This window comes from Protaetiibacter mangrovi (genome assembly GCF_024752305.1).
Taxonomy (GTDB): Bacteria; Actinomycetota; Actinomycetes; order Actinomycetales; family Microbacteriaceae; genus Homoserinibacter; species Homoserinibacter mangrovi.
The window spans coordinates 136620-159867 of sequence record NZ_JANTHX010000007.1 but is presented as its reverse complement, the minus strand read 5'-3'; the positions used below and the strand labels follow the sequence as shown (position 1 = coordinate 159867).

Annotated in this window: 22 protein-coding genes and 1 tRNA gene; 19 read left to right on the top strand and 4 right to left on the bottom strand. The window is 71.8% G+C overall.

Going from position 1 to position 23248, the window contains the following annotated elements:
* Positions 1–43 precede the first annotated feature (43 nt).
* The 7 genes from NUH29_RS08395 (at position 44) to NUH29_RS08365 (ending at position 8022) form a co-directional block, all read left to right on the top strand.
* A tRNA-Thr gene (locus tag NUH29_RS08395) sits at positions 44–119 on the top strand.
* 151 nt (positions 120–270) lie between these two features.
* Complete coding sequence (locus NUH29_RS08390; protein ID WP_258798621.1) at positions 271–1140, top strand: hypothetical protein; 870 nt, start codon at positions 271–273, stop codon at positions 1138–1140.
* Positions 1141–1230: 90 nt separating this feature from the next.
* Positions 1231–2214, top strand: coding sequence for a Gfo/Idh/MocA family protein (locus NUH29_RS08385; protein WP_258798620.1), 984 nt, complete (start codon positions 1231–1233; stop codon positions 2212–2214).
* 48 nt (positions 2215–2262) lie between these two features.
* Positions 2263–3813 carry a D-alanyl-D-alanine carboxypeptidase/D-alanyl-D-alanine endopeptidase gene (gene dacB / locus NUH29_RS08380; protein WP_258798619.1) on the top strand — a complete coding sequence of 517 codons (1551 nt, stop codon included), beginning with the start codon at positions 2263–2265 and terminating at the stop codon, positions 3811–3813.
* A gap of 14 nt (positions 3814–3827) precedes the next feature.
* Entirely contained in the window at positions 3828–4409 is a 582-nt protein-coding gene (locus NUH29_RS08375) for an isochorismatase family protein (RefSeq protein ID WP_258798618.1), read from the top strand.
* A complete protein-coding gene (locus tag NUH29_RS08370) occupies positions 4406–6565 on the top strand; it encodes an MMPL family transporter (protein WP_258798617.1) in 2160 nt (719 codons plus the stop codon). The genes NUH29_RS08375 and NUH29_RS08370 overlap by 4 nt, the downstream gene beginning before the upstream one ends.
* Positions 6562–8022: an NAD-dependent succinate-semialdehyde dehydrogenase gene (locus NUH29_RS08365; protein WP_258798615.1), complete on the top strand. Its 1461-nt coding sequence runs from the start codon at positions 6562–6564 to the stop codon at positions 8020–8022. The genes NUH29_RS08370 and NUH29_RS08365 overlap by 4 nt, the downstream gene beginning before the upstream one ends.
* Positions 8023–8107: 85 nt before the next feature.
* On the opposite strand, the gene NUH29_RS08360 is transcribed toward NUH29_RS08365, so the two are convergent.
* From NUH29_RS08360 to NUH29_RS08350, 3 genes are all read right to left on the bottom strand, one after another.
* Entirely contained in the window at positions 8108–9961 is a 1854-nt protein-coding gene (locus tag NUH29_RS08360; RefSeq protein ID WP_258798614.1) for an ABC transporter ATP-binding protein, read from the bottom strand.
* Positions 9962–9989: 28 nt separating this feature from the next.
* Positions 9990–10205 (bottom strand): hypothetical protein, encoded by a 216-nt coding sequence (locus tag NUH29_RS08355; RefSeq protein WP_258798612.1) that lies wholly within the window; start codon positions 10203–10205, stop codon positions 9990–9992.
* Positions 10206–10307: 102 nt separating this feature from the next.
* Positions 10308–11126: a hypothetical protein gene (locus NUH29_RS08350; protein ID WP_258798611.1), complete on the bottom strand. Its 819-nt coding sequence runs from the start codon at positions 11124–11126 to the stop codon at positions 10308–10310.
* A gap of 132 nt (positions 11127–11258) precedes the next feature.
* On the opposite strand from NUH29_RS08350, the gene NUH29_RS08345 reads away from it, so the two are divergent.
* From NUH29_RS08345 to NUH29_RS08335, 3 genes are read left to right on the top strand one after another with little or no spacing between them, the layout of a single operon-like run.
* Positions 11259–12173, top strand: coding sequence for an ABC transporter ATP-binding protein (locus NUH29_RS08345; protein WP_373317452.1), 915 nt, complete (start codon positions 11259–11261; stop codon positions 12171–12173).
* A 20-nt stretch (positions 12174–12193) separates the two neighbouring features.
* Positions 12194–12997 (top strand): ABC transporter permease, encoded by an 804-nt coding sequence (locus NUH29_RS08340; RefSeq protein ID WP_258798609.1) that lies wholly within the window; start codon positions 12194–12196, stop codon positions 12995–12997.
* Positions 12994–13815 carry an ABC transporter permease gene (locus tag NUH29_RS08335; RefSeq protein WP_258798608.1) on the top strand — a complete coding sequence of 274 codons (822 nt, stop codon included), beginning with the start codon at positions 12994–12996 and terminating at the stop codon, positions 13813–13815. Before NUH29_RS08340 ends, NUH29_RS08335 begins: the two co-directional genes overlap by 4 nt.
* A 13-nt stretch (positions 13816–13828) precedes the next feature.
* On the opposite strand, the gene NUH29_RS08330 is transcribed toward NUH29_RS08335, so the two are convergent.
* Positions 13829–14962, bottom strand: coding sequence for a serine hydrolase domain-containing protein (locus NUH29_RS08330; RefSeq protein ID WP_258798607.1), 1134 nt, complete (start codon positions 14960–14962; stop codon positions 13829–13831).
* A 143-nt stretch (positions 14963–15105) separates the two neighbouring features.
* On the opposite strand from NUH29_RS08330, the gene NUH29_RS08325 reads away from it, so the two are divergent.
* From NUH29_RS08325 to NUH29_RS08285, 9 genes are all read left to right on the top strand, one after another.
* Entirely contained in the window at positions 15106–15852 is a 747-nt protein-coding gene (locus tag NUH29_RS08325) for an SDR family oxidoreductase (protein ID WP_258798606.1), read from the top strand.
* Between the two features lie 18 nt (positions 15853–15870).
* A complete protein-coding gene (locus NUH29_RS08320) occupies positions 15871–16449 on the top strand; it encodes a TetR/AcrR family transcriptional regulator (RefSeq protein WP_258798605.1) in 579 nt (192 codons plus the stop codon).
* Complete coding sequence (locus NUH29_RS08315) at positions 16446–17438, top strand: NADPH:quinone oxidoreductase family protein (protein ID WP_258798604.1); 993 nt, start codon at positions 16446–16448, stop codon at positions 17436–17438. Before NUH29_RS08320 ends, NUH29_RS08315 begins: the two co-directional genes overlap by 4 nt.
* Positions 17435–18172: an SDR family oxidoreductase gene (locus NUH29_RS08310; RefSeq protein WP_258798603.1), complete on the top strand. Its 738-nt coding sequence runs from the start codon at positions 17435–17437 to the stop codon at positions 18170–18172. Before NUH29_RS08315 ends, NUH29_RS08310 begins: the two co-directional genes overlap by 4 nt.
* Positions 18173–18283: 111 nt before the next feature.
* Positions 18284–19105 (top strand): ABC transporter ATP-binding protein, encoded by an 822-nt coding sequence (locus NUH29_RS08305; protein WP_258798602.1) that lies wholly within the window; start codon positions 18284–18286, stop codon positions 19103–19105.
* On the top strand, positions 19102–19833 hold the full coding sequence (locus NUH29_RS08300) for an ABC transporter ATP-binding protein (RefSeq protein WP_258798601.1): 732 nt from the start codon (positions 19102–19104) through the stop codon (positions 19831–19833). Before NUH29_RS08305 ends, NUH29_RS08300 begins: the two co-directional genes overlap by 4 nt.
* 1 nt (position 19834) lies before the next feature.
* Positions 19835–20713 (top strand): branched-chain amino acid ABC transporter permease, encoded by an 879-nt coding sequence (locus tag NUH29_RS08295; RefSeq protein WP_258798600.1) that lies wholly within the window; start codon positions 19835–19837, stop codon positions 20711–20713.
* Positions 20710–21819 (top strand): branched-chain amino acid ABC transporter permease, encoded by a 1110-nt coding sequence (locus NUH29_RS08290; protein WP_258798599.1) that lies wholly within the window; start codon positions 20710–20712, stop codon positions 21817–21819. The genes NUH29_RS08295 and NUH29_RS08290 overlap by 4 nt, the downstream gene beginning before the upstream one ends.
* A 39-nt stretch (positions 21820–21858) precedes the next feature.
* Entirely contained in the window at positions 21859–23133 is a 1275-nt protein-coding gene (locus NUH29_RS08285; protein WP_258798598.1) for an ABC transporter substrate-binding protein, read from the top strand.
* Positions 23134–23248 lie beyond the last annotated feature (115 nt).

Here is a 23248-nt window from a genome sequence, read left to right as displayed (position 1 = left end):
GCATCGGCTATGCTCGGAGGCTGTGCCGCTGCTCGCAGCGCACGCCGCCTTAGCTCAGTCGGCAGAGCGTCTCACTCGTAATGAGAAGGTCGTGGGTTCGATTCCCACAGGCGGCTCCACATCTGTTCTCAGCCGCGTACCCCCAGGCCGGGGGGTCGACGCGTCCGTCCACCCGGCGTAGCCTGGCACGCGTAGCGCAGCCTGTGGGGGGAGGCGCTATCCGGCTCCTGTGGGGGGAGGCGGAATCTTCTTGAACTGGGGGGTTCAAGAGTGTTCAAGCGCACACTTCTCGTGGGGACGGTCTTCGGTGCCGTGCTCGCGCTCGGCCTGCCGTTCGTCGGCGGGGGCGGACCCGCGCTCGGATCGTCCGCGTTCGCGGAGGAGGCCGCGGTGCTGCCCGTCGCCGCCACCTCGCCGCTCGCCACGACCGGCCGCATCGGCGACACGGCATCCGCGGTCGCCGCGGTCGCCATCGCGGCCGAGCCTGCGGTGATCGTCGCCGCCGCGACCGCACCGAACCCGAAGGTCGATACGGAGCACCTCGCCCAGAAGCCCGTGCCGAAGCCCGTCGTGGTGCCGCAGACCGCCGCCGCCCAGCGCAGCGGCACGGCCGCGCGCGTCGCCGCGAAGCAGGCGGCCGGCCAGAGCTGCCCGGGCAACGTCGGCGGATCGGTGCCGGGCGCGCCGGGAATCACCTCGGCCGGGGGCGTCGCCGGCACCACGACCTCCGACCTGCAGTCGTTCGCGACCCGCTACAACGCGATCCGCGTCGCCAACTGCCTCGAGCCGGTGCCCATGTCGAACTTCCGCTACGACCCGTGCATGGAGCAGCGGCTGTTCTGGATCGCCGAAGACCCCAGCCCCGACGTCAACAGCGCCTGGGGGCACAACGGCACCCCGCGCTCCGACGGTGCGCCCGCGGTCGGATGCGACGGCAACCTGGCCGGCGGCTCCGGCAACACCGGTACGACGGTCGCGCAGAAGTGGTGGGACTCCGCCGCCCACCAGAAGTCGCTCTACCGCCCCACCTACACGGGATCGATGGGCGGCGTGGTCATCTGCTTCGCGATGGTGCACGGTGGGCTGCCGAACGACGGCTACGCCTTCACCCGTGCCGCCGCGCGCTGGGGCGGCTGCTAGCTCCGAGACTCCGCGGGGTCGCACATCCGGGGCCGCTCAGGCGGACGGGAGACGGGTGCGCGACCTCGCGGTCATCCCTACGCTGGGACCATGACCGATCGACTGCGCTGGGGCATCCTCGGCACCGGGGGCATCGCCCGCTCGTTCACCTCCGACCTCGACCTGACCGGCTTCACCGTCACGGCCGTCGGCTCGCGCACGCAGGAGTCCGCCGACGCGTTCGCCGCGACGCACGGCATCCCGCGCGCCCACGGCAGCTACGAGGCGCTCGCCGCCGACCCCGAGGTCGACGCGATCTACGTCTCCACCCCGCACCCGTACCACGCGGAGAACGCGCTGCTCGCCCTCGAGCACGGCAAGCACGTGCTCGTCGAGAAGCCCTTCGCGCTCAACGCCGTCGAGGCGCTGCGCGTGGTCGAGCTCGCCGAGCAGAAGCGGCTGGTGGTGCTCGAGGCGATGTGGACCCGCTGGCTGCCGCACATGGTGCGGGTGCGCGAGCTCATCGCGTCGGGTGCGCTCGGCGAGGTGCGCGCGCTCATCGCCGACCACGACCAGAAGCTGCCCACCGATCCGCAGCACCGGCTGCAGAACCCCGACCTCGGCGGTGGGGCGCTGCTCGACCTCGGCATCTACCCGGTGTCGTTCGCCTGGGACGTGTTCGGCGAACCCTCGAGCGTGCACGCCATCTCCTCGCCGACCGCGACCGGGGTCGACCGGCAGACGGCGATCATCCTCGGCTACCCGGGGGGCGAGCAGGCGGTGCTGCACACGCAGCTCGACGCCCGGGGACCGTCGACGGCGGTGGTCGTCGGCACCGAGGCGCGCATCGAGATCGACCCCGTCTGGTACACGCCCACCTCGTTCTCGCTCATCGACCCCGCGGATGCCGTGATCGAGCGCTTCGACGAGCAGGTGCCGGGGCGCGGGATGCAGTTCCAGGCGGCCGAGCTCGAGCGGATCGCGGCCTCCGGCGCGCTCGCGGGGGAGGCCCTGCCGCCGCGGGAGTCGGTCGCGATCATGGGGACCCTCGACGAGATCCGCCGGCAGATCGGACTCCGGTACCCCGGTGAGTAGGGCCGTCGCCCGTCCGGGCGTCCAGGCGCCGCTGGCTATCATGTTCCGGTGACCGACGAGCAACCGACCTCGCGCCGCGCTGCCCGCGAGGCGGCGAAGAGCGCGCCGCCGGCCGCGGCCGCCGCCGCCGTGGCGGGAGGGCCGGAGGCTGCCGCCGGCACGACGACGGGGGGCGGTCTCGGCGCGATGCTGCGTCGCCATCCGGTGGCCTGGCTGGTCTCCGCGGGAGCGCTCGCCTTCGCGCTGCTCGGCACCGGTTCGGTGTTCGCGGGCGTCGCCTGGGCCTCGCGCGCCGAACCCGTGGCAGCTGCCGAGACGCCGACGCCGACGGTCGATCCGGCGCGTGCGGTGTCGGATCAGCCCGCGACCGCGAGCAGGTTGCGCACGTGCTCCGTGGCCGGGCAGGCGGCCGACGGGCGACTCATGTCGCTCGAGGGATACGTCATGCGCGCGGACACCGGCGAGGTGCTGTTCGACCGCAGCGGCTCCACCCCCGCGCGCACCGCATCCGTGCTCAAGGTGTTCACGGCCGCAGCCGCGATCTCGCGCCTCGGCCCCGACTTCCAGATCACGACCAGCGTCTACGAGGGCTCGAGTCCCGGCACGATCGTGCTGGTCGGCCGCGGCGATGCGACGCTCTCGGCGCTGCCGGCGGGCCAGGAGAGCTTCTACCCCGGAGCGCCCAAGCTGCAGACCCTCGCCGAGCAGGCGGTGGCCGCGCACTCCGCCAAGTACCCCGACACGCCCATCACGCAGGTCGTGCTCGACGCGAGCTACTGGAGCTCGGCCGACAAGTGGGACGACAGCTGGAAGCGCTCCGAGCAGACGACCGGCTACCACTCCGAGGTGACGGCTCTCCAGGTCGACGGCGACCGCGCCGACCCGCGTGCGTCGACGAGCCCCCGCTCGACCGACCCGATCGCCCGGGCGGGTGCCGCCTTCGTGAGCGCGCTGCGCACCGCCGATCCGAGCGGCGACGTGGTCGACCCCGGCGTCGCCACCACGCTCGGCACGGCCGTCAGCTCCACCGCGATCGCCGAGGTGAAGTCCCAGCCGTTGCGCGTGCTCATCAACCAGATGCTGCTCGTCAGCGATAACACGCTCGCCGAGATGCTCGCGCGCATCGTCTCGAAGGAGGCGGGCTTCGGCGGCTCGGCCAGCTCCCTGCAGCAGGTGATCCCCTCGGAGCTCGCCAACTTCGGCGTGCCACCCACCGGTCTCACGATCCGCGACGGCTCGGGCCTGTCCGACCTGAACGCGGTGCCCGCCGCCACGATGGCCGACTTCATGCGCCAGGTGCGCGAAGGCGCCAACGGCCTCGACGTGGTGCGCGACGGCCTGCCCGTCGCGGGGAAGAGCGGCACCCTGGCGAGTCGGTTCACGGGCGACAACGCCGTGGCGCGCGGCAACGTCTGGGCCAAGACCGGATGGATCGACACCGCCTACACCCTCGCGGGCTACCTCAACGCGGCGGACGGCACCCCGCTCGCCTTCGCGTTCTACGCGATCGGCGACGGCATCCCGAGCACCGCCCGTGCGGCACTCGACACGCTGACGACGGCGGTGTACCGCTGCGGGGACAACCTCTCCAACAACTGACCGGAGGCACCACCATGTCGCGCGCCCTGCTCGTGATCGACGTCCAGAACGACTTCACGGAAGGCGGAGCTCTCGGCGTCGACGGCGGCGCCGCCGTCGCGGCGGGCATCACCGCCTATCTCGAGGCGCATCCCGACCGCTACGACGTGGTGATCGCGTCGCGCGACTGGCACCACGGCGACGACGACAACGGCGGCCACTTCGCCACGGACGGGGCGCCCGACTACGTGACGAGCTGGCCGCGTCACTGCGTGGCCGGCACCCCGGGAGCCGAGTACCACCCCGCGCTCGACACCTCGCTCGTCGACGTGCACGTCAAGAAGGGGCAGGGTGTGCCCGCCTACTCGATCTTCGAGGGGACGACCGACGACGGGGCGGCCTTCCCCGACACCCTCGACCGGCTCGGGGTGACCGCGGTCGACGTGGTGGGCATCGCGACCGACTACTGCGTGCGCGCCTCGGCCCTCGACGCCCTCGACGCGGGTCGCACGGTCACCGTGCTCTCCGACCTCGTCGCGGCGGTGAACCCGGTCACGGGCGCGGAGTCGCTCGTCGAGATCGAGGACGCCGGCGGCGCCGTGCGGTCGAGCCGATGAGCGCGCCGTCGGCGGGGGCCCCCCGCCCGAGTGCTGTCGGCCGCGTGCTGCGAGTCGTCATCCCCGCGCTGCTCATCGTCGCCTGGGTCGCCGCGGGCGGCGTCGGCGGGCCGTACTTCGGCAAGATCGGCGAGGTCTCGTCGAACGACCAGACGAGCTACCTGCCGGCGAGCGCCGACGCCACCCGGGTGGCGCAGCTCGTGCCCGAGTTCGTGGGGTCCGAGCAGATCCCGGCGATCGTCGTCTTCGCGCGGGACGGGGGTCTCACCGACGCCGACCTCGCGGCGATCGACGAGGTGATCGCGGACGTCGCGGCGATCGACGCGGTCGGCGACACCAGCCCCGCCATCCCCTCGGACGACGGTGAGGCGGTCGAGGTCATCGTTCCGATCGACGCCGACGCCGACCTCGACACGGTCGTGGAGGAGCTGCGCGGCGCCGTCGCCGACGGGGCGCCGGACGGCGTCCAGACCGCCGTGACGGGTCCGGCGGGCTTCAGCGCGGACCTCGTCGAGGCGTTCGCGGGCATCGACGGGCTGCTGCTGCTCGTGGCGCTGCTCGCCGTGTTCCTCATCCTGCTCGTCGTCTACCGTTCGCCCCTGCTGCCGCTGCTCGTGCTCGGCACCGCGGTCTTCTCACTCTCGGCGGCGATCCTCGCCGTGTGGTGGCTCGCCTATGCGGGGGTCGTGCAGATCAACGGCCAGGTGCAGGGCATCCTGTTCATCCTGGTGATCGGCGCGGCGACCGACTACGCGCTGCTCTACACCGCGCGGTACCGCGAGGCGCTCGGCCGCCACACCCGGCGGTGGGATGCGACGATCGACGCGCTGAAGGGCGCCGTCGAACCGATCCTCGCCTCCGGCGGCACGGTGATCGCGGGCCTGCTCTGCCTGCTGTTCAGCGACCTCAACTCCAACAAGGCGCTCGGCCCGGTCGGCGCCATCGGCATCGCGTTCGCCCTGCTCGGCTCGCTCACGCTGCTGCCGGCGCTGCTGCTCGCGACGGGTCGCGCGGCGTTCTGGCCGTTCCGGCCGAAGGTCGGCGACGAGCACGGCGAGTCCCGGCTCTGGTCGGCGGTGGCGCGGCTGGTCTCCAGACGTGCCCGGGTGATCTGGATCGTCTCGACCCTCGCCCTCCTCGTCGCGGCGCTCGGCCTCACGCAGCTGAAGGCGGACGGGGTCGCCCAGTCCGAGCTGATCCTCGGACCGTCGCAGGCCCGCGACGGGCAGGAGCTGCTCGGCGAGCACTTCCCGGGCGGCTCGGGCAGCCCCGCGATCATCGTGGGCGCCGAGGGCGACCTGACCGAACTGGCCGACGCCGCGCTCGCCGTCGACGGCGTCGACTCGGTCGTGGCGCTGTCCGACAACTCGCCGACCGGCACGATGCCCGTCGGAACGGATGCGGAGCCCGCCCCCTTCCCGACGCTCGTGGCGGTCGAGCCGACGGTGGTCGACGGACAGGTCATGCTGCAGGCGACCCTCGCCGACGCCTCCGACTCGGTCGAGGCGGAGGACGCGGTGCGCGCACTGCGGGAGGCCGTCGTGGAGGTCGACCCGGATGCGATCGTCGGCGGGGTGACCGCGACCGCGATCGACACCGACGCGACGTCCATCCGCGACCGCACGGTCATCATCCCGATCGTGCTCGCGGTGATCCTGCTGATCCTCATGCTGCTGTTGCGGGCGGTCGTCGCGCCGCTGCTGCTGGTCGGCAGCGTCATCCTGTCGTTCGCGGCCGCGCTCGGGGTGTCGGCCCTGGTGTTCGACCACCTCTTCGGCTTCCCGGGCGCCGACCCCGCGGTGCCGCTGTACTCGTTCGTGTTCCTGGTGGCGCTCGGGGTGGACTACAACATCTTCCTGATGACGCGCGTGCGCGAGGAGAGCGCCGCCCTCGGAACCCGCCCCGGCATCCTGCGCGGGCTCGTCGTGACGGGCGCGGTGATCACGAGCGCGGGGGTGGTGCTCGCGGCGACCTTCGCGGCGCTCGGCGTGATCCCGATCCTGTTCCTCGCCCAGATCGCGTTCATCGTGGCCTTCGGCGTGCTGCTCGACACGATCCTGGTGCGTTCGCTGCTGGTTCCGGCGGTGGCGTACGACATCGGGCGCGCGATCTGGTGGCCCTCGAAGCTCGCCCGCGCTGAGAAGATGGGCACATGATCTCGGAGAGCGCGCTGCTGGCGAAGGTGCCCACGCAGCTGTACATCGGCGGACAGTGGATCGACGGCGAGGCCGGCGGCACGATCGACGTGGACGACCCGGCCACGGGGCAGACCCTGGTGTCGATCGCCGACGCGACACCCGCGGACGGCATCCGCGCCCTCGACGCGGCGGTGGATGCCGCGGCCGCGTGGGCGGCGACCCCCGCCCGGGTGCGCGGCGAGCTGCTGCGGGCCGCGTGGGAGCTGCTGATGGAGCGCGCCGACGAGTTCGCGCTGCTCATGACGCTCGAGATGGGCAAGCCGTTCGCCGAGGCGAAGGGCGAGGTGACGTACGGCGGCGAGTTCCTGCGCTGGTTCGCGGAGGAGGCCCCGCGCATCACGGGTCGCTACGGGCCGAACCCCGAGGGCACCGGCCGCATGATCGTCACCCAGCGCCCGGTCGGCCCGTGCTTCTTCATCACCCCCTGGAACTTCCCGCTCGCGATGGCCACGCGGAAGATCGCCCCGGCGCTCGCGGCGGGCTGCACGGTCGTCATCAAGCCCGCGACGCTCACGCCCCTCACCACGCTGTACCTGGCGAAGCTGTTCGAAGAGGTGGGTGTGCCCGCGGGCGTCGTCAACGTCATCACGACCTCGACCTCGAACGCCGTGTCGGAGCCCATCATCCGCGACCCGCGACTGCGCAAGCTGTCGTTCACCGGCTCGACGCCGGTGGGCGTGAAGCTGCTCGAGCAGGCCGCGCAGGGGGTGCTCCGCACCTCGATGGAGCTGGGCGGCAACGCGCCCTTCCTCGTCTTCGAGGACGCCGACCTCGACAAGGCCGTCGACGCCGCGATGCTCGCGAAGTTCCGCAACATCGGCGAGGCCTGCACGGCGGCCAACCGCTTCCTCGTGCACGCGGATGTCGCCGAGGAGTTCACGCGCAAGGTCACCGAGCGCGTGGCCGCCATGAAGATCGGGCGCGGCACCGAGGAGGGCGTGACGATCGGACCGCTCATCGACGGGAAGGCCGTCGCCAAGGCGTCCGAGCTCGTCGCCGACGCCGTCTCCCGCGGCGCCACCGTGACCACGGGTGGCGAGGCGGTCGAGGGGCCGGGCACCTTCTACCGCCCGACCGTCGTGTCGGGGGTGGCCGCCGGGTCCGACATCCTGCGCGAGGAGATCTTCGGCCCCGTGCTCGCGATCGCGACCTTCACCGACGAGGCGGATGCCGTGCGCCGGGCGAACGACACCGAGTACGGCCTCGTGTCGTACGTGTTCACGCGCGACCTCGCGCGCGGTCAGCGCATGATCGACCAGCTCGAGACGGGCATGATGGGGCTGAACGTGGGCGTGGTGTCGAACGCCGCGGCCCCCTTCGGCGGCGTCAAGCAGTCGGGTCTCGGTCGCGAGGGCGGTTTCGAGGGCATCCACGAGTACCTCGACACGAAGTACACGCTGACGCCCATGTCCTGACCCTTCTCCGCCATAGACATGTCTCCGACCCGATAGACAGCGGCGCGCGGGTGTCTATCGGGTCATAGACATGTCTAGCTCCACCTCACACCAGCAGCTGGTGCTTGGCGAGGTCGCGGTAGAGCGGCACGGATGCGACCAGCTCCGAGTGCGTGCCGACGCCGGCGACGCGGCCGTGGTCGAGCACCACGATGACGTCCGAGTCGACGACCGTCGAGAGCCGGTGCGCGATCACCAGCAGGGTGCGCTCCTCGGCGACCGCGTCGATCGCCTCGCGCAGCAGCTGCTCGTTGACGCCGTCGAGTGACGCCGTCGCCTCGTCGAGCAGCAGGATCGGCGGGGCGGCCAGCAGCGCGCGTGCGATCGCGAGGCGCTGGCGCTCGCCGCCCGAGAGCATGACGCCCTCCTCGCCGACCGCGGCGTCGAGTCCGGCGGGGTCGCGGTCGAGCACCTCGCCGAGGTTCACCGCGTGCAGCACCTCGATGCACCGGGCGTCGTCCGCGTCGGGGGTGCCGAGGGTGAGGTTGTCGCGGATGCTGCCGGCCAGCACCGGGGCGTCCTGCTCGACGTAGCCGATCCGGGCCCGCAGCTGCTCGCGTCCGAGGGCGCGCACGTCCGAGCCGTCGACCCGCACGACGCCCCCCGTCGCGTCGTAGAACCGCTCGATGAGCGAGAGGATCGTCGACTTGCCCGCGCCCGAGGGTCCCACGAGCGCCACCCGCGAACCGCGCGGCACCGCGAACGACACCCCGTGCAGCACCTCGCGGTCGGGGGGCTCGGGGAGCGCCTCCTCGCCGAGCTCCGACGCGACGACCTTCTCGGATTCGGTCTTGTGCGCCGCCTCGGGGTAGGCGAACCGCACCTCCTCGAAGCGGATCGCGTCATCGGTCTCCACGTCGGGCGCCGCCTCGATGTCCGCGTCGCCCTCGTCCTCGGAGGGGATGCGCATGATCTCCTGGATGCGCCCGAGCGCCCCGAGCGCCTGGTTGACCGAGGTGACCGCGCCGAAGGCCTGCCCGAGCGGCATGATCATGAGGAAGAGGAACAGGATGAACGCCACGAGGTTCGCGATCGTGATCGCGCCGGACGCCACGCGGTAGCCGCCGAGCCCGAGCACGACCAGGAACGACACGTTCATGGCGATCGAGGCGACCGGCACGACGAGCGCCGACACTTTCGCCACCTTGATGCCCGCGCCCCAGGCGGCCTTCGCCTCCCGCTCGATCGCGGCCGACTCGCGCTCGGTGGCCCCGGCCGCGCGCACCGTGCGGATCGCCGCGATGGCGCGCTGCACCCCGGCGGCCACGTCGCCGACCTTCTCCTGCTGCTCCCGGCTGGCGACGCGGATGCGGCCCGACAGCCCGCCGACGACCGCGATCGCGACGGCGATCACGAGCACGGTGGTGCCGAGCAGCACCGGGTCGATGATCGCCATCCCGACGATGGCGCCGACGAACACCACCGAGCCGCCGAGCGCGTCGACGAGCCCCTGGGTGAGCACCGCGTACAGCAGCGTCGTGTCGGACCCGACGCGCGAGACGAGGTCGCCGGTGCGCCGGGTGTCGAACTCGCTGATCGGCAGCCGCAGCATCCGCCGGATGAGGGCGCGCCGCGACGAGAAGACGACGCTCGTGCCGGCCCGCTGCAGCAGGTAGTGCTGGATGGCGGAGACCACCCCGTTGCCGATCACGAGCGCGACGAGCAGCCAGGTGAGGCCGCCGAGGGTGTCGCCGTTCTGCACGAGGGTGATGACCTGGCTCACGAGCGCGGGCTGGGCGAGCGAGAGCGCCGCCCCGACGAGGCTCAGCGCCACCGCGAGCACCAGCACGAGGCGGTGCTCGGTGAGGTAGGGCCAGAGCTCGCGGAACGAGGCGCGCGGGCCGGTGTCGGCGCTGCGGCGGAAGGGGTTGCGGCGCGCGGGCGCGTCAGTGCTCGTCATGGTCTTCCTCGGGGGATGCGGTGGCGCGTCAGGCGCGCCCGTACTTCTTGTGGACGGCCTGCTTGGTCACGCCGAGGCACAGCGCGATGAGCTGCCAGGAGGCGTTGGCGTTGCGCGCACGGCGCACCACGACCGCCTCGTGACGGTCGAGCTCCCGCCGCAGCTGCGCGACCGCGCGGAGCGCGACGAGCGGGTCCTGCGACCCGGCGTCACCCGCGAGGGTGTGCAGCTGTCCGACGTCCACGCGTCAACCGTAGTTGACGCGTGACGGGGCGTCAACTCACGTTGACGCCGAGGCGTCACCTGGTGTCGTCTGGGCCACGCCATGGCGACGCATACCGACGCCTCAGGAGTCGACATCCTCCGGGAGGCCGGTGCCCGTGACGCAGTGCGTGTCGTCGCGCTGCTCCACCCAGCTCGCCGCCCCGCCGCCGAGCGAGGCGCCGAGATCCGTGACGACGAAGGTGCACTCGGTGACCGCTGCGCCGGACGAGGACCCGCCGGCGACGAGCTGCGTCGAGAAGCCGTAGCGGTGGTTCGCCCATCGGGTGAAGTGCCCGGCGGCGTCGACGGCGTCGGTGTCGCCCTGGAACCCCACGATGAGCGTGCCCGAGCCGGCACCCGGGATGAAGCGGTCGCGATCGCAGTGCGGGGTCGCCGGGTCGACGGTCGGATCCTGCAGCGGGAAGCCCGAGTCCGCGAGGGCGAGGAAGGCGGAGGTAGGGTCGAGCGTCACCCAGTACTCGAGCGGCACGGCCGGGTCGCCCGGCCAGGGCGTCGGACCCAGCGGCGTCGCCGTGACGTCGATGGCGGCGAAGCTCCACAGCTGCCCGTCGTAGACGCTCTCGTCGAGCGCCCCGGCGCATCCGCTCGTCATCGCGGCGGCCAACGGCGCGCCCTCGGGCGAGTCCCAGGCGTACGAGCGGTGCACGACGAGCCGCAGCGCGAGGCCGTCTCCCGCGGCATCGTGCACGTTCGCGCTGACGACGAGCACGGCGTCGTCGGGCAGCTCCGAACCGGCGGGGTCGTCGTCGGCGGTGGTGGTCGGCGTCGCGGATGCCGTGGAGGGCGCCGGTGTCGGCGCCGGCACCGGGTCGCACCCGGTGAGCGAGACCGCGACGGCGGCGAGCAGGGCGAGGGGCAGCAGGGGGCGTACGCGATTCACGGGACTCGGCTTCGTGGTGGTGGTGCCGGACGGAGTGAGCTCAGTGTAGGGATCGGACGGCGGTGCGGGAATGGCGGATGCGGCTGATCCGCCGACTGTCCGTCGTACCGCCTAGGCTCACGTCCCGTGACCATCATCTCCGCCACCGGGCTCGTGAAGCGCTACGGCGAGGTGGCCGCGGTCGACGGCGTCTCGTTCGAGGTCGCGCCGGGGGAGTCGTTCGGCCTGCTCGGTCCGAACGGTGCCGGCAAGTCCACCACGATGCGCATGATCGGCGCCGTGTCGACCCGCACCTCGGGCGAGCTCCGGGTACTCGGCCTCGACCCCGACCAGCACGGGCCCGAGATCCGCTCCCGGCTCGGGGTGGTGCCGCAGCAGGACAACCTCGACACCGAGCTGCGGGTGCGCGAGAACCTCATCACCTACGGACGCTACTTCGGCCTGCCGCGGCGCCTCGTCGCATCCCGTGCCGACGAACTGCTCGAGTTCGCCCAGCTCGCCGACCGGGCCTCGGCCAAGGTCGACGAGCTCTCGGGGGGCATGAAGCGCCGCCTCACGATCGCCCGCGCGCTCATCAACGACCCCCGCATGCTGCTGCTCGACGAGCCCACGACGGGCCTCGACCCGCAGGCGCGGCACATCCTGTGGGATCGCCTGTTCCGGCTCAAGGAGCAGGGCACGACCCTGCTGCTCACGACGCACTACATGGACGAGGCCGAGCAGCTCTGCGATCGCCTCGTCGTCGTCGACCACGGCCGCATCATGGCGGAGGGCACTCCGGCGTCGCTCATCCGCGAGTACTCGACCCGCGAGGTGCTCGAGGTGCGGTTCGGGTCGGAGCACAACGCGGTCGCGGCGGGGCGGCTCGCGGGCATCGGCGATCGCCTCGAGGTGCTCCCTGATCGTGTGCTCGTCTACGCGTCCGACGGCGAGGCCGCGCTCGTCGAGGTCACGGCGCGGGGGCTGCAGCCGCTCACGAGCCTCGTGCGGCGCTCGAGCCTCGAGGACGTCTTCCTCCGGCTGACGGGAAGGTCGCTCATCGAATGAGCTCGGTCACGGATGAGGCGATGCGCGCGGGGCAGGCGCCGCGTCGCTTCGGCGCGCTCTACGTCGCCGAGCATCACGTGCGCATCTGGCGCAGCTACCTCGGGGTGAACGTCGTCTCGGCGATCGGCACCCCGCTGCTCTACCTGCTCGCCTTCGGGATCGGGCTCGGCGTGCTGGTGGGTGCGGGCACCGGACCGGGGGGCGTCGACGGGGTCGATTACTTCGTGTTCGTCGCCCCGGCGCTCATCGCCACGGCCGCGGTGACGATCGCCTCCGACGAGTTCACCTACCCCGTGATGATGGGCTTCAAATGGAACCCCATCTACCTCGGCATGCACGCCGCCCCCATCTCGCCGCGGCAGGTCGCGGGCGGGATCGTGTTGTTCGTCTCGCTGCGCGCCTTCGCCACCTGCCTGGTCTACTTCCTCGTGGTCGCCGCCTTCGGGGCGATCCCCCTCGCGACGGGGGTGCTGACCGTGCCGATCGCGACGCTCACGGCCCTCGCGTTCGGGGCGCCGCTGCTGGCCTATTCCGCGGCCCAGCGTGAAGACAAGGGCCAGTTCGCGGTCGTGCAGCGGGTGCTCGTGCTGCCGCTCACCCTGTTCAGCGGCACCCTGTTCCCGCTCGAGCAGCTGCCCGTCGTCCTCCAGCCGCTCGGGTGGCTCTCGCCGCTCTGGCACGGCTCGGAGCTGGGGCGCGTGGTCGCGTACGGCGCGGATCGCCCGGCCTGGCTCGTGCTCGTGCACCTGCTGACGCTCGTGGTCTTCGCGCTCGTCGGCTGGCTGATCGCGGTGCGGATCGTCACGCGGAGGCTCGAATCGTGACCGCGACGACCGAGCGGAGCGCGCCGCGTCGCGGCGCCGTGACCGCGCTCTACGCCGGCAACGCCCGCGCCGTCGTGGGGAGGGGACTCGTCGCCACCCGATCGAGCAACTGGGTCGTCGTGATCTCCGGCTTCGTCGAGCCGATCTTCTACCTGCTCTCGCTCGGCATCGGCCTCGGCGCCTACATCGGCACCGTCACGGATGCGGGCGGCCACGAGATCCCGTACGCCGCCTACATCGCCCCCGCGCTGCTGGCGGTGTCCGCCATGAACGGCGCGATCTACGACTCCACGTGGAACGTGTTCTTCAAGATGAACTTCGGCAAGCTCTACCAGGGCATGCTCGCCACGAGCCTCGGCCCGCTCGACGTGGCGCTCGGCGAGATCCTGCTCGCCCTGTTCCGGGGCGCCGTGTACGGCGTGGGCTTCCAGATCGTCATGCAGCTGCTCGGCCTCAACCTCTCGTGGACGGCGCTGCTCGCGGTGCCCGCGGTCGTGCTCATCGCGTTCGGCTTCGCGGCCATCGGCATGGGCATCACGAGCTACTTCCGCACCTTCCAGCAGATGGAGTGGATCTTCATCGTCATGCTGCCGATGTTCCTGCTCTCGGCGACCTTCTTCCCGATCACGGTGTACCCGGAGCCTGTGCAGTGGGCCGTGATGGCGCTGCCGCTGTGGCACGGGGTGGAGCTCGTGCGCGGGCTCACCACGGGCGTGATCGAGCCGGTGATGCTCGTGCACGTGCTCTACTACCTGGCGATGGTGGTGGCGGGGCTGTTCTTCACGACGCGTCGGCTGCGCGCGCTCTTCCTCGACTGAGGCGCCGCAGGCTCTACCCGAGCGCGGCGTACAGCGCGGCGGCGTAGGCGTTCGACCGCTCCGAGCCGATGATGCCGGGCGACATCCGGTTCATCACGTAGGCGAAGGTGACCCCTCGACCCACGTCGTTGAGGATGAGCGATCCGCCCCAGCCGCCCCAGAAGGCCACGCGCGATCCCTCGGGAAGGTACGGCGTCACGGCAGGATGCGGGAGCGCGTAGCCGATGCCGAAGCGGAGAGGCTGGAAGAGCACGAGGTCGAGGCCGTCCGACTGCTGCTCGAACACCCGCTCGATGGTCGTGGTGGAGAGGAACCGGCGCCCGTCGAGCTCGCCGCCGTTCGTGAGCACCGACTGGATGCGGGCGAGCGAGCGCGCGTTGCCGTGGCCGTTCGCGCCGCCGAGCTGGGCGCGCCGCCACTGCGGCGTCCAGCTGTATTCGGCGCCGAGCACCGGGTTCCCGAGGGTGCGCACCGCCGGATGGTCCGGGGGCACCTGCCCGAGGTCGATCTGCGCGGGCGGCGGCGGGACGACGTTCGAGACGCGGCCGAACTCGCTGTCGGGCAGGCCGATCCAGTAGTCGGCTCCGAGCGGCTCGGCGAGTTCCTCGCGCACGAAGGTGCCCAGCTCGCGCCCGTCGACGCGTCGGATCAACTCGCCCACGAGGTGTCCGTAGTCGAGCAGGTGGTAGCCGGATGCCGTCCCCGGCTCCCAGAACGGGGCCTGTTCGGCGAGCAGTGCGGTCGCCTGCGGCACATCGAGGATGTCGGCCGGGGTGACCGGTTCCGCCCACCCCGACACCCCGGAGGTGTGCCCGAGCAGTTGCCGCACGAGCACGCCCTCTTTGCCCGCCGCGGCGAACTCGGGCCAGTAGCGCGCGACCGGCGCGTCGGGATCGAGGCCGCGGTCGACCAGGATGAGCGCGGCGAGAGCGGTGACGGTCTTGGTGCACGACCAGGTGTTGACGATGGTGTCGGAACTCCACGGTGCGCTGTGCTCCGGGTCGGCCCAGCCGCCCCAGATGTCGACGACGGGCTCGCCGTCGATCACCACCGCGAGCGAGGCGCCGAGCTCCTCCTCGCTGTCGAGTCGTCGTGCGAACTCGTCCACCAGCGGGGCGAATACCTCGTCTGCGGTGCCGTCGACCATGGCGCGTCTCCTTCGACGTGTCGGGTGAGGGGAGCATACCGCGCGGTCGGTTTGGGCTGTCAAGGGTTGCGCGCGCAGCTTCTTCCGCTAACATACCGAGCGGTCGGTTTCGCTCCGGCCCGACGACGCCCGATGGAGGACGCATGCGACGGTTCGACGGCAAGCTCGCCCTGATCACCGCCGCGAGTCGCGGAATCGGCTTCGCGATCGCCGAACGGCTCGTCGCCGAGGGCGCGCGCGTCGTGATCACGGCACGCAAGGAGGAGCCCCTGCGCGCGGCGGCCGCGCGACTCGGCGATGCCGCGGAGTGGGTTGCGGGGCGCGCCGACGACCCGGAGCACCGCGCGGAGGTGTTCTCCCGCATCCGCGAACGTCACGCGGGCCTCGACCTGCTCGTCAACAACGTCGGCATCAACCCGGTCTACGGTCCGGTGCTCGAGGTCGACCCGGCCGCGGCTCGCAAGATCCTCGAGGTGAACGTCGTCGGAGCCCTCGAGTGGACCCGCGACGCCGTCGCCGCCGGCCTCGCCGAGCGACAGGGCTCGATCGTCAACGTCTCGTCGATCGCCGGCACCGGCCCGAGCCCCGGCATCGCCTTCTACGGCGTCTCGAAGGCGGCGCTCATCAACCTCACCCAACAGCTCGCCTCCGAACTGGCCCCCGCCGTCCGGGTCAACGCCGTGGCCCCGGCGATCATCAAGACCGACTTCGCGAAGGCGCTCTACGACGGACGCGAGGCCGAGGTCGCCGCCCAGTTCCCGCTCGGGCGCCTGGGCGTGCCCGCGGATGTCGCGGGTCCCGTCGCCTTCCTGCTCTCCGACGACGCCGCCTGGATCACGGGCCGCACTATCGTGATCGACGGCGGGGGCTCGCTCCGCCCGATCGGATAGCCGGCAGGAGTCGGGAGCATGAAGGATTTCAACGTCCGCGATCAGGTGGCCCGGGCGGCCGTCGAACTGTTCGCCGAGAAGGGCTACGCCACCACCTCGGTGCAGGAGGTCGTCGAGCGCGCCGGCGTCACCAAGGGTGCGATGTACCACTACTACCGCTCGAAGGACGACCTGCTGTTCGGCATCTACGAGCGGATGCTGACGCTGCAGCGCGAGCACCTCGACGAGATCATCGCGCGCGGGCTGCCCACCGCCGAGGCGCTGCGCATGGCCTGCATCGACGTCATCGAGACCTCGATCGACTCGCTGCAGGAGGGCACCGTCTTCTTCCGGTCGGTGCACATGCTCTCGCCGGAGCGTCAGCGCGAGGTCACCCGGCGCCGCCGCGAGTACAACGACGCCTTCGCGACCCTGGTCCGGAACGGGCAGCGCGAGGGGCTCTACCGCGACGACATCCCGATCGCGGTGCTCGTCGCCAACTTCTTCTCCGACATCCACTACCTGTCCAACTGGTACAAGCCGGGGGGCACGGAGTCGCAGACCGAGGTGGCGGAGCAGATCACCGACCTCTTCCTGAAGGGAATAGCAGCGACATGACATCGAGGGCGTGGCAGGCGACCGGGTACGGCGAGCCGGGGGAGGTGCTCGCACTCGTCGAGCGCGACGTCCCGGATCCCGGCCCGGGTGAGATCCGCATCCGGGTCGCCGCCATCGCCCTCAACTTCCCCGACGTGCTGCTGTGCCGCGGGAGGTACCAGGTGCGCCCCGAGCCGCCCTTCGTGCCGGGGGTGGAGTGCTGCGGCACGGTGACCGCGGTCGGGGCCGATGTCGTCGGCGTCGCGGTCGGCGACCGGGTCGTCGGCACGATGATCGGTGTGATGGCGGAGGAGGCGGTCCTCCCCGCCGGATCGGTGTTCCCGGCCCCGCCCGAGCTGACGGATGCCGAGGCCGCCGCGCTGACGGTGGGGTACCAGACCGCGTGGGTGGGCTTGCACCATCGTGCGAACCTTCAGTCGGGCGAGACCGTGCTCGTGACGGCGGCCGCCGGCGGAGTCGGTTCGGCTGCCGTGCAGCTCGCGGCCGCCGCCGGCGCCCGCGTGATCGGCGTCGTCGGTTCCGCGGCGAAGGGCGAGCTCGCCCGGCGCCTCGGGGCCGAGGTGGTGATCGACCGCAGCACGGAGGACATCCTGGCGCGCGTGCGCGAGGAGACCGGCGGGCGGGGTGCCGATGTGGTGTTCGACCCGGTCGGAGGCGACACCTACGCGGCGGCGCAGCGGGCGACGGCCTTCGAGGGGCGGCTGCTGATCGTCGGCTTCGCGGGCGGCGACGTGCAGCAGATCCCCGCGAACCTGCTGCTCGTGAAGAACATCAGCGCCGTCGGGGTCTACTGGGGGCTGTACCTGGAGCGCGGCTCGGATGTGCCCCGGCGCGCGCACGCGGCGCTGCTCGAGCTCATCTCGGCCGGCGTCGTGAAGCCCGAGGTGACCGAGGTGCCGTTCTCGGAGGTTCCCGCCGCGCTCGACCGGCTCGGCGCGGGCGCGTCCGTCGGGCGACTGGTCGCGGTCGTCGACGGGGCGCACGCGTGAACGCCGTCGACGGCAAGGTCGCGCTCGTCACGGGAGGCGGTCGCGGCATCGGGGAGGCCATCGTCCGCGCCCTCGTACGCGAGGGGGCGGTGGTGGTCGTCTCCGATGTGCTCGACGAGCCCGCCGCGGCCCTCGCCGACGAGCTCGGGCAGACGTTCCTGCATCACGACGTGACGGATCCGGTGTCCTGGCGCAGCACCGTCGACGCCGTGATGGCGGCGCACGGACGCCTCGACGTGCTCGTGAACAACGCCGGAATCGCCACCTCGGCATCCGTGCGGTCCCAAGAGCTCGACGAGTGGAACCGGGTGCTCGAGGTCAACCTCACCGGCACCTTCCTCGGCATCCAGGCGGCCGCCCGCGTGATGCGCGAGCAGGGGAGCGGCTCGATCGTGAATCTCTCGTCGGTCGACGGGCTGCGCGGCAACGCCGCGCTGCACGCGTACACGGCGAGCAAGTTCGGCGTGACGGGCATCACCAAGTCGACGGGGATCGAGCTCGGGCGGTTCGGCATCCGGGTGAACTCGGTGCATCCGGGTTTCATCCGGACCGCGATGACCGCGCATCTGGACCCCGCGGCGTTCGGCATCCCGCTGGCGCGCGCGGGCACGTCGGAGGACGTCGCCGAGATGGTCGTCTTCCTCGCGAGCGACGCGTCGGGCTACTCGACGGCCTCCGAATTCGTCGTCGACGGCGGCATCACCGCCTCGCTTCCGCACACCACCGCGGGCTGAGCGACCTGGGCGGGACGTCCCGTGATGGGTCGTCGCGAAAACATACCGCCCGGTCGGTTCGTCTGCTACAGTGACCCGCAACGACGACCCGACGACACGATGGAGTGGCTCATGTCCGTCGCCGACACCGGCGCACCCGCACCCGCAGCACGCCTCAGCGTGCGCGACGTCACCGCGCGATTCGGCGGGATCACCGCCCTCGAGGACGTCTCGTTCGACGTCGCGCCCGGCGAGGTCGTCGGCCTGATCGGGCCGAACGGTGCCGGCAAGACCACGATGTTCAACATCATCTGCGGTCTCGCGAAGGCGAAATCGGGCACGGTGCTCGTCGACGGCGAACCCCGCCCCCGCGCCGACCGCCTCGCCGCCGCCGGCGTCGCGCGCACCTTCCAGGGTCTCGCCCTCTTCTCGGGGCTCACGGTGCGGCAGAACGTGATGGCGGGGCTCTCCCCGCTCGCGCCCGGTGCGCTCACCGGACTGATCGGCCTGAAAGCCGGTCCGCGTCACCTCGAGGACGCCGCCCGGCGCGCCCAGAGCGCGCTCGACGGCCTCGGCATCGGCGACACCGCCGACCGCCTGCCCGACGACCTGCCGTATCCGCTCCAGAAGCGCGTCGCGCTGGCCCGCGCCCTCGTGTCGTCGCCGCGGCTCCTGCTGCTCGACGAGCCGGCGGGCGGACTCGGCGAGGACGAGATCGACGAGCTCGGGGAGCTGATCCTCGACGTCGTGCGCGAGAACGCCGAGACCTCCGTGCTGTTCGTCGAACACCATGTCGACCTGGTCATGGCGGTCTCCGACCGCATCGTGGTGCTCGACGCCGGACGGGTGATCGCGGCCGGCACGCCCGAGCGGATCCGCGTCGACCCGGTCGTGGCCGAGGCCTACCTCGGGCAGGACGTCGACGTCGACGACATCCAAGGGGTGGGGCGATGACGGCCACCACGACGCGCGTCGCCCTGTCGCTGCAGGGCGTGGTCGCCGGCTACGGCCAGGAGCCCGCGTTGCACGGCGTCGACCTCGTGGTGCCCGAGGGTTCCATCGTCGCGGTCGTCGGGGCGAACGGCGCCGGCAAGTCGACGCTGCTGCGCACCATCTCGGGTCTGCTGCCGACGAGCGCGGGCGACATCCGGATGGGCGGCGTCTCGCTCGCGGGGGTGCCCGTCGAGGAGCGCATCCGCCGCGGCATCGTGCACGTGCCCGAGCGGCGTCAGGTGATCGGCGAGCTGACCGTGGAGGAGAACCTGCGGCTCGGCGCGCTCTGGCGGGGCGACCGCGCCGAGCGCGAGACCGACATCGCGGAGGTGTGCGAGTTCTTCCCGGCGCTCGCCGCCCGCCGCAAGGCGCTCGGCTCCACGCTCTCGGGGGGCGAGCGGCAGATGCTCGCCATCGGGCGGGCGTTCGTGGCGCATCCCGCCGTGATGCTGCTCGACGAGCCGTCGCTGGGGCTCGCCCCGAAGGTCGTCTCGGACATCATGACGATGCTCGCGTGGCTGCGCGCCGAGTACGGCCTCACCATCCTGCTGGTCGAGCAGAACGTGCGCACGGCGCTCTCGATCGCCGACACCGGTGTCGTGCTGAACCTCGGTCGCGTCGTCGCCACCCGTCCCGCCGCTGAGCTCGAAGCCGACGAGCAGCTGCGCCATCTCTACCTGGGGTTCTGACATGTCGACCGTCCTGCTGCTCCTCGGCGCCGGCCTCGCGCGCGGCGCGGTGTTCGCGCTCTTCGCGCTCGCCCTCGTGCTGATCTGGCGCGCCACCCGCATCGCCAACTTCGCGCAGGGGGCCATGGCGGTCACCGCCGCCTACGTCGCCTACCTGGTGCTCATCGGCACGGGTTCGTTCCCGCTCGCGGTGGTCGTGGTGCTGCTCGCCGGCGCCGGCATCGGCGTCGGCGTGGAGCGCGGCCTCATGCGCTACCTGCCGACCGCGTCGCCGCTCAACGCCATCATCGTCGCGATCGGGGTGGTGATGGTGCTCACCGGTCTGCTCGGCATCCTGTTCGGTGCCGACTACAAGCCGATCTCGGTGCCGTTCAGCCGCGAGCCGATCACGGTCGGCTCGCTGGCGATCGTGTCGCCGTACACGCTGTTCGTCTTCGTCGTGATCGCGGTCGTCGTGGCGGGCATCGGGCTGCTGTTCACCCGCACCTCGCTCGGCCTCGCCATGCGGGCCTCCGCCTTCGACGAGGAGGTGGCGCGGCTCAACGGCGTGCGCGTCGTGCGCATGCGCACGCTCGGCTGGATGCTGTCGTCGGCGGTCGGCGGTCTCGCCGTGCTGCTGGCGGTGCCCACCGAGCTGGGCCTCAACCCGCACTCGGGCGACCTGCTGTTCGTGAACGCGTTCACCGTGGCGATCATTGGCGGGCTCGACTCGCCCGTCGGCGCCGTCGTCGCCGGTCTCGGCGTCGGGGTGCTGCTGACGATCGTGACGACGCTCTGGGGGGCCACGGTCGGGCCGATCGCGATCCTGCTGCTGCTCGTCCTCGTGCTCCTGCTGCGTCCGCAGGGCCTGTTCTCGCTTCGGAAGGCGCGTCTCGCATGACCGGCACCCGTGACGTCTCCACCGCATCCGCCGCCCCGGCCCCGGTGCGCCCGCGCCGCCCTCACTGGCTGCTGACGCCGTCCTCCTGGACTCCGCTCCAGCGCTGGGGGGTGACCGCGCTGGGGCTGGTGCTCGCGCTCGGTGCGACGTTCCTGCTCGACCCCTACCGCAACTATCTGCTCGCCGTCGGAACCGCGTACCTGTGCGCGATCGCCGGTCTCTCGCTGCTCGTCGGCCGCACCGGCCAGCTCTCGCTCGGCCATGCGGCGTTCATGGCGGCGGGGGCGTACGCGTTCGCCTTCACCTCGAACGCTCTCGCCGACGAATCGGTGCCGTCGCTCGTGCACCTGTACGCGCCGTTCCTCGTCGCGATCGTCGTCGCGGCGGCGCTCGGTGCCGTCGTCGGAATCGCGGGGGCGCGCCTGCACGGACCGTACCTGGCGGGTCTCACGCTCGCGCTCGTGCTGGCGCTTCCGGCGCTCACGAGCCTCATGTCGGATGTCTTCGGCGGCGACGCGGGCCTCTACGTGTCGGTCGAACGCCGCCCGGAGTGGCTGTCGCAGCTCATCGCCGACGAGCAGTGGCAGGCGTGGGTCGGCCTCGGCGCCGCCGCCCTCGTGCTCGGGGTGCTCGCCCAGCTCGTGCGCAGCCCGTACGCGATCCGGATGCAGGCCGTGCGCGACGACGAGTCGGCCGCGCGCCTGTCGGGGATCGACCCCCGTGCCACGCGCGTCACGATGTTCGGCATCAGCGCGGCGACCGCCGGTCTCGGCGGGGGCGTGCTCGCCTACGTCACCCAGGCCGCCTCGCCCGGCGCCTACTCCCTCAGCTTCTCGCTCTTCCTCCTCGTCGCCGTGGTCATCGGCGGCGTCGGCACCCTCGCCGGCGCCGTCTGGGGCGCGGTCGTGCTCGTGCTGGTGCCCGAGCTGACCTCGTCGATCACGGAGGCCCTCCCGCTTCCCGCGGAGCTGTCGCAGCGGCTCGACGGGAACCTGGCGATCGTGGTGTTCGGCGTCATCCTCGTCGTCGTCATGCTCGTCGCACCCCGGGGCATCAACGGTGCCGTCGGCTCCCTCGTCGGGCGCCTGCGGCGGCGTCGCCCCTGAACCACCCTTCGCACCCCATCCCTCTCGAAAGGATCCACGATGACGCAACCGCACGCACGTGCGACGACGGTGTCCGCGATCGCGCTTGCCCTGGCAGGCGCGCTGGTGCTGTCATCCTGCAGCACCCCGGGCGCCGCCGAGCAGCCGGGCCTCACCGACACCTCGGTGAAGATCGGAACCCACCAGCCCCTCACGGGGCCCGCCGCGGCGTCCTACGCGCCGATCTCGGCGGCCACCGCGGCGTACTTCGACTACGTCAACGACCAGGGCGGCATCAACGGCCGCACGATCGACTACATCGTGAAGGACGACGGGTACAACCCGGCGACCACCCAGACGGTCGTCCGCGAGCTGGTGCTCGACGACGACGTCTTCGCGATCCTGGGCGGCCTCGGCACCCCGACCCACAGCTCGGTGCTCGACTTCCTGAACGACAACGATGTTCCGGACCTGTTCGCCTCCTCGGGGTCGGCGGCCTGGAACCAGCCGGAGAAGTATCCGAACACCTTCGGCTTCCAGACGGACTACGTGACCGAGGGCATGGTGCTCGGCCAGCACATCTCGGACGAGTTCGGCGGCAAGACGGTCTGCCTGCTGGGCCAGGACGACGAGTTCGGCACGGATGTCCAGTCGGGGCTCGAGAAGATCCTCGGCGCCGACGGCCTCGCGGAGGTGCAGACCTACTCGGTGTCGAACCAGGATGTGTCGGCGCAGATCGTCGCCATGCAGGCGGCCGGGTGCGAGGTGAACGTGCTCGCCACGATCACCGGCTTCACGGCGCTCGCGATCGGCACGGCCGCACAGCTGTCGTACTTCCCGCAGTGGGTGTCGTCGTCGTCGGGCGCCGACTACGGCCCGCTCGCGGGCTACCTCGGCGATGCGGCGCCGCTGCTGCTCGAGGGTTTCATCAGCGACAACTACCTGCCGGACGCATCCGAGTCCGACAACAAGTGGATCGAGCTGTTCCAGGACATCAACGACAAGTACAACAAGGGGGCGCCCTTCAACGGCTCGGTCGTCTACGGCATGGCGATGGGCTACCTGTTCGCGGAGGCCCTGCTGCACGCCGGCAAGCAGCCGACGCGCGAGAGTCTCATCACGGCGGTGCAGTCGGGTGAGCTGAAGGGTTCGGGCCTCGTGCCGCTCGCGTTCAGCAAGACCGACCACAACGGCTACGTCGGTGCCGGCATCACGGTCGTCCACGACGGCGTGCAGGCCTCCACGGGCGAGCGCTGGGTGCGCGACGGCGACAAGGTCGTCGCGTACGACAAGCCCCCGGTCGAGCTCCTCTCGGGCGGTGTCCCCAGCAACTGACCCACCACCGCCGACGGCCCCGGATGCTGCGGCATCCGGGGCCGTTCGCGCGCTCGCCAGTGGTCTCGAGACGCGTGCGGCTGCGCCGCGCGCTCCTCGACCACCTCCGACCTCG

Coding starts and splice junctions, on each gene's coding strand:
- NUH29_RS08385 (WP_258798620.1), top strand. CDS start 1,231: ATGACCGATCGACTGCGCTGGGGCATCCTCGGCACCGGGGGCATCGCC.
- NUH29_RS08375 (WP_258798618.1), top strand. CDS start 3,828: ATGTCGCGCGCCCTGCTCGTGATCGACGTCCAGAACGACTTCACGGAA.
- NUH29_RS08370 (WP_258798617.1), top strand. CDS start 4,406: ATGAGCGCGCCGTCGGCGGGGGCCCCCCGCCCGAGTGCTGTCGGCCGC.
- NUH29_RS08365 (WP_258798615.1), top strand. CDS start 6,562: ATGATCTCGGAGAGCGCGCTGCTGGCGAAGGTGCCCACGCAGCTGTAC.
- NUH29_RS08360 (WP_258798614.1), bottom strand. CDS start 9,961: ATGACGAGCACTGACGCGCCCGCGCGCCGCAACCCCTTCCGCCGCAGC.
- NUH29_RS08340 (WP_258798609.1), top strand. CDS start 12,194: ATGCGCGCGGGGCAGGCGCCGCGTCGCTTCGGCGCGCTCTACGTCGCC.
- NUH29_RS08330 (WP_258798607.1), bottom strand. CDS start 14,962: ATGGTCGACGGCACCGCAGACGAGGTATTCGCCCCGCTGGTGGACGAG.
- NUH29_RS08325 (WP_258798606.1), top strand. CDS start 15,106: ATGCGACGGTTCGACGGCAAGCTCGCCCTGATCACCGCCGCGAGTCGC.
- NUH29_RS08320 (WP_258798605.1), top strand. CDS start 15,871: ATGAAGGATTTCAACGTCCGCGATCAGGTGGCCCGGGCGGCCGTCGAA.
- NUH29_RS08315 (WP_258798604.1), top strand. CDS start 16,446: ATGACATCGAGGGCGTGGCAGGCGACCGGGTACGGCGAGCCGGGGGAG.
- NUH29_RS08305 (WP_258798602.1), top strand. CDS start 18,284: ATGTCCGTCGCCGACACCGGCGCACCCGCACCCGCAGCACGCCTCAGC.
- NUH29_RS08300 (WP_258798601.1), top strand. CDS start 19,102: ATGACGGCCACCACGACGCGCGTCGCCCTGTCGCTGCAGGGCGTGGTC.
- NUH29_RS08295 (WP_258798600.1), top strand. CDS start 19,835: ATGTCGACCGTCCTGCTGCTCCTCGGCGCCGGCCTCGCGCGCGGCGCG.
- NUH29_RS08290 (WP_258798599.1), top strand. CDS start 20,710: ATGACCGGCACCCGTGACGTCTCCACCGCATCCGCCGCCCCGGCCCCG.
- NUH29_RS08285 (WP_258798598.1), top strand. CDS start 21,859: ATGACGCAACCGCACGCACGTGCGACGACGGTGTCCGCGATCGCGCTT.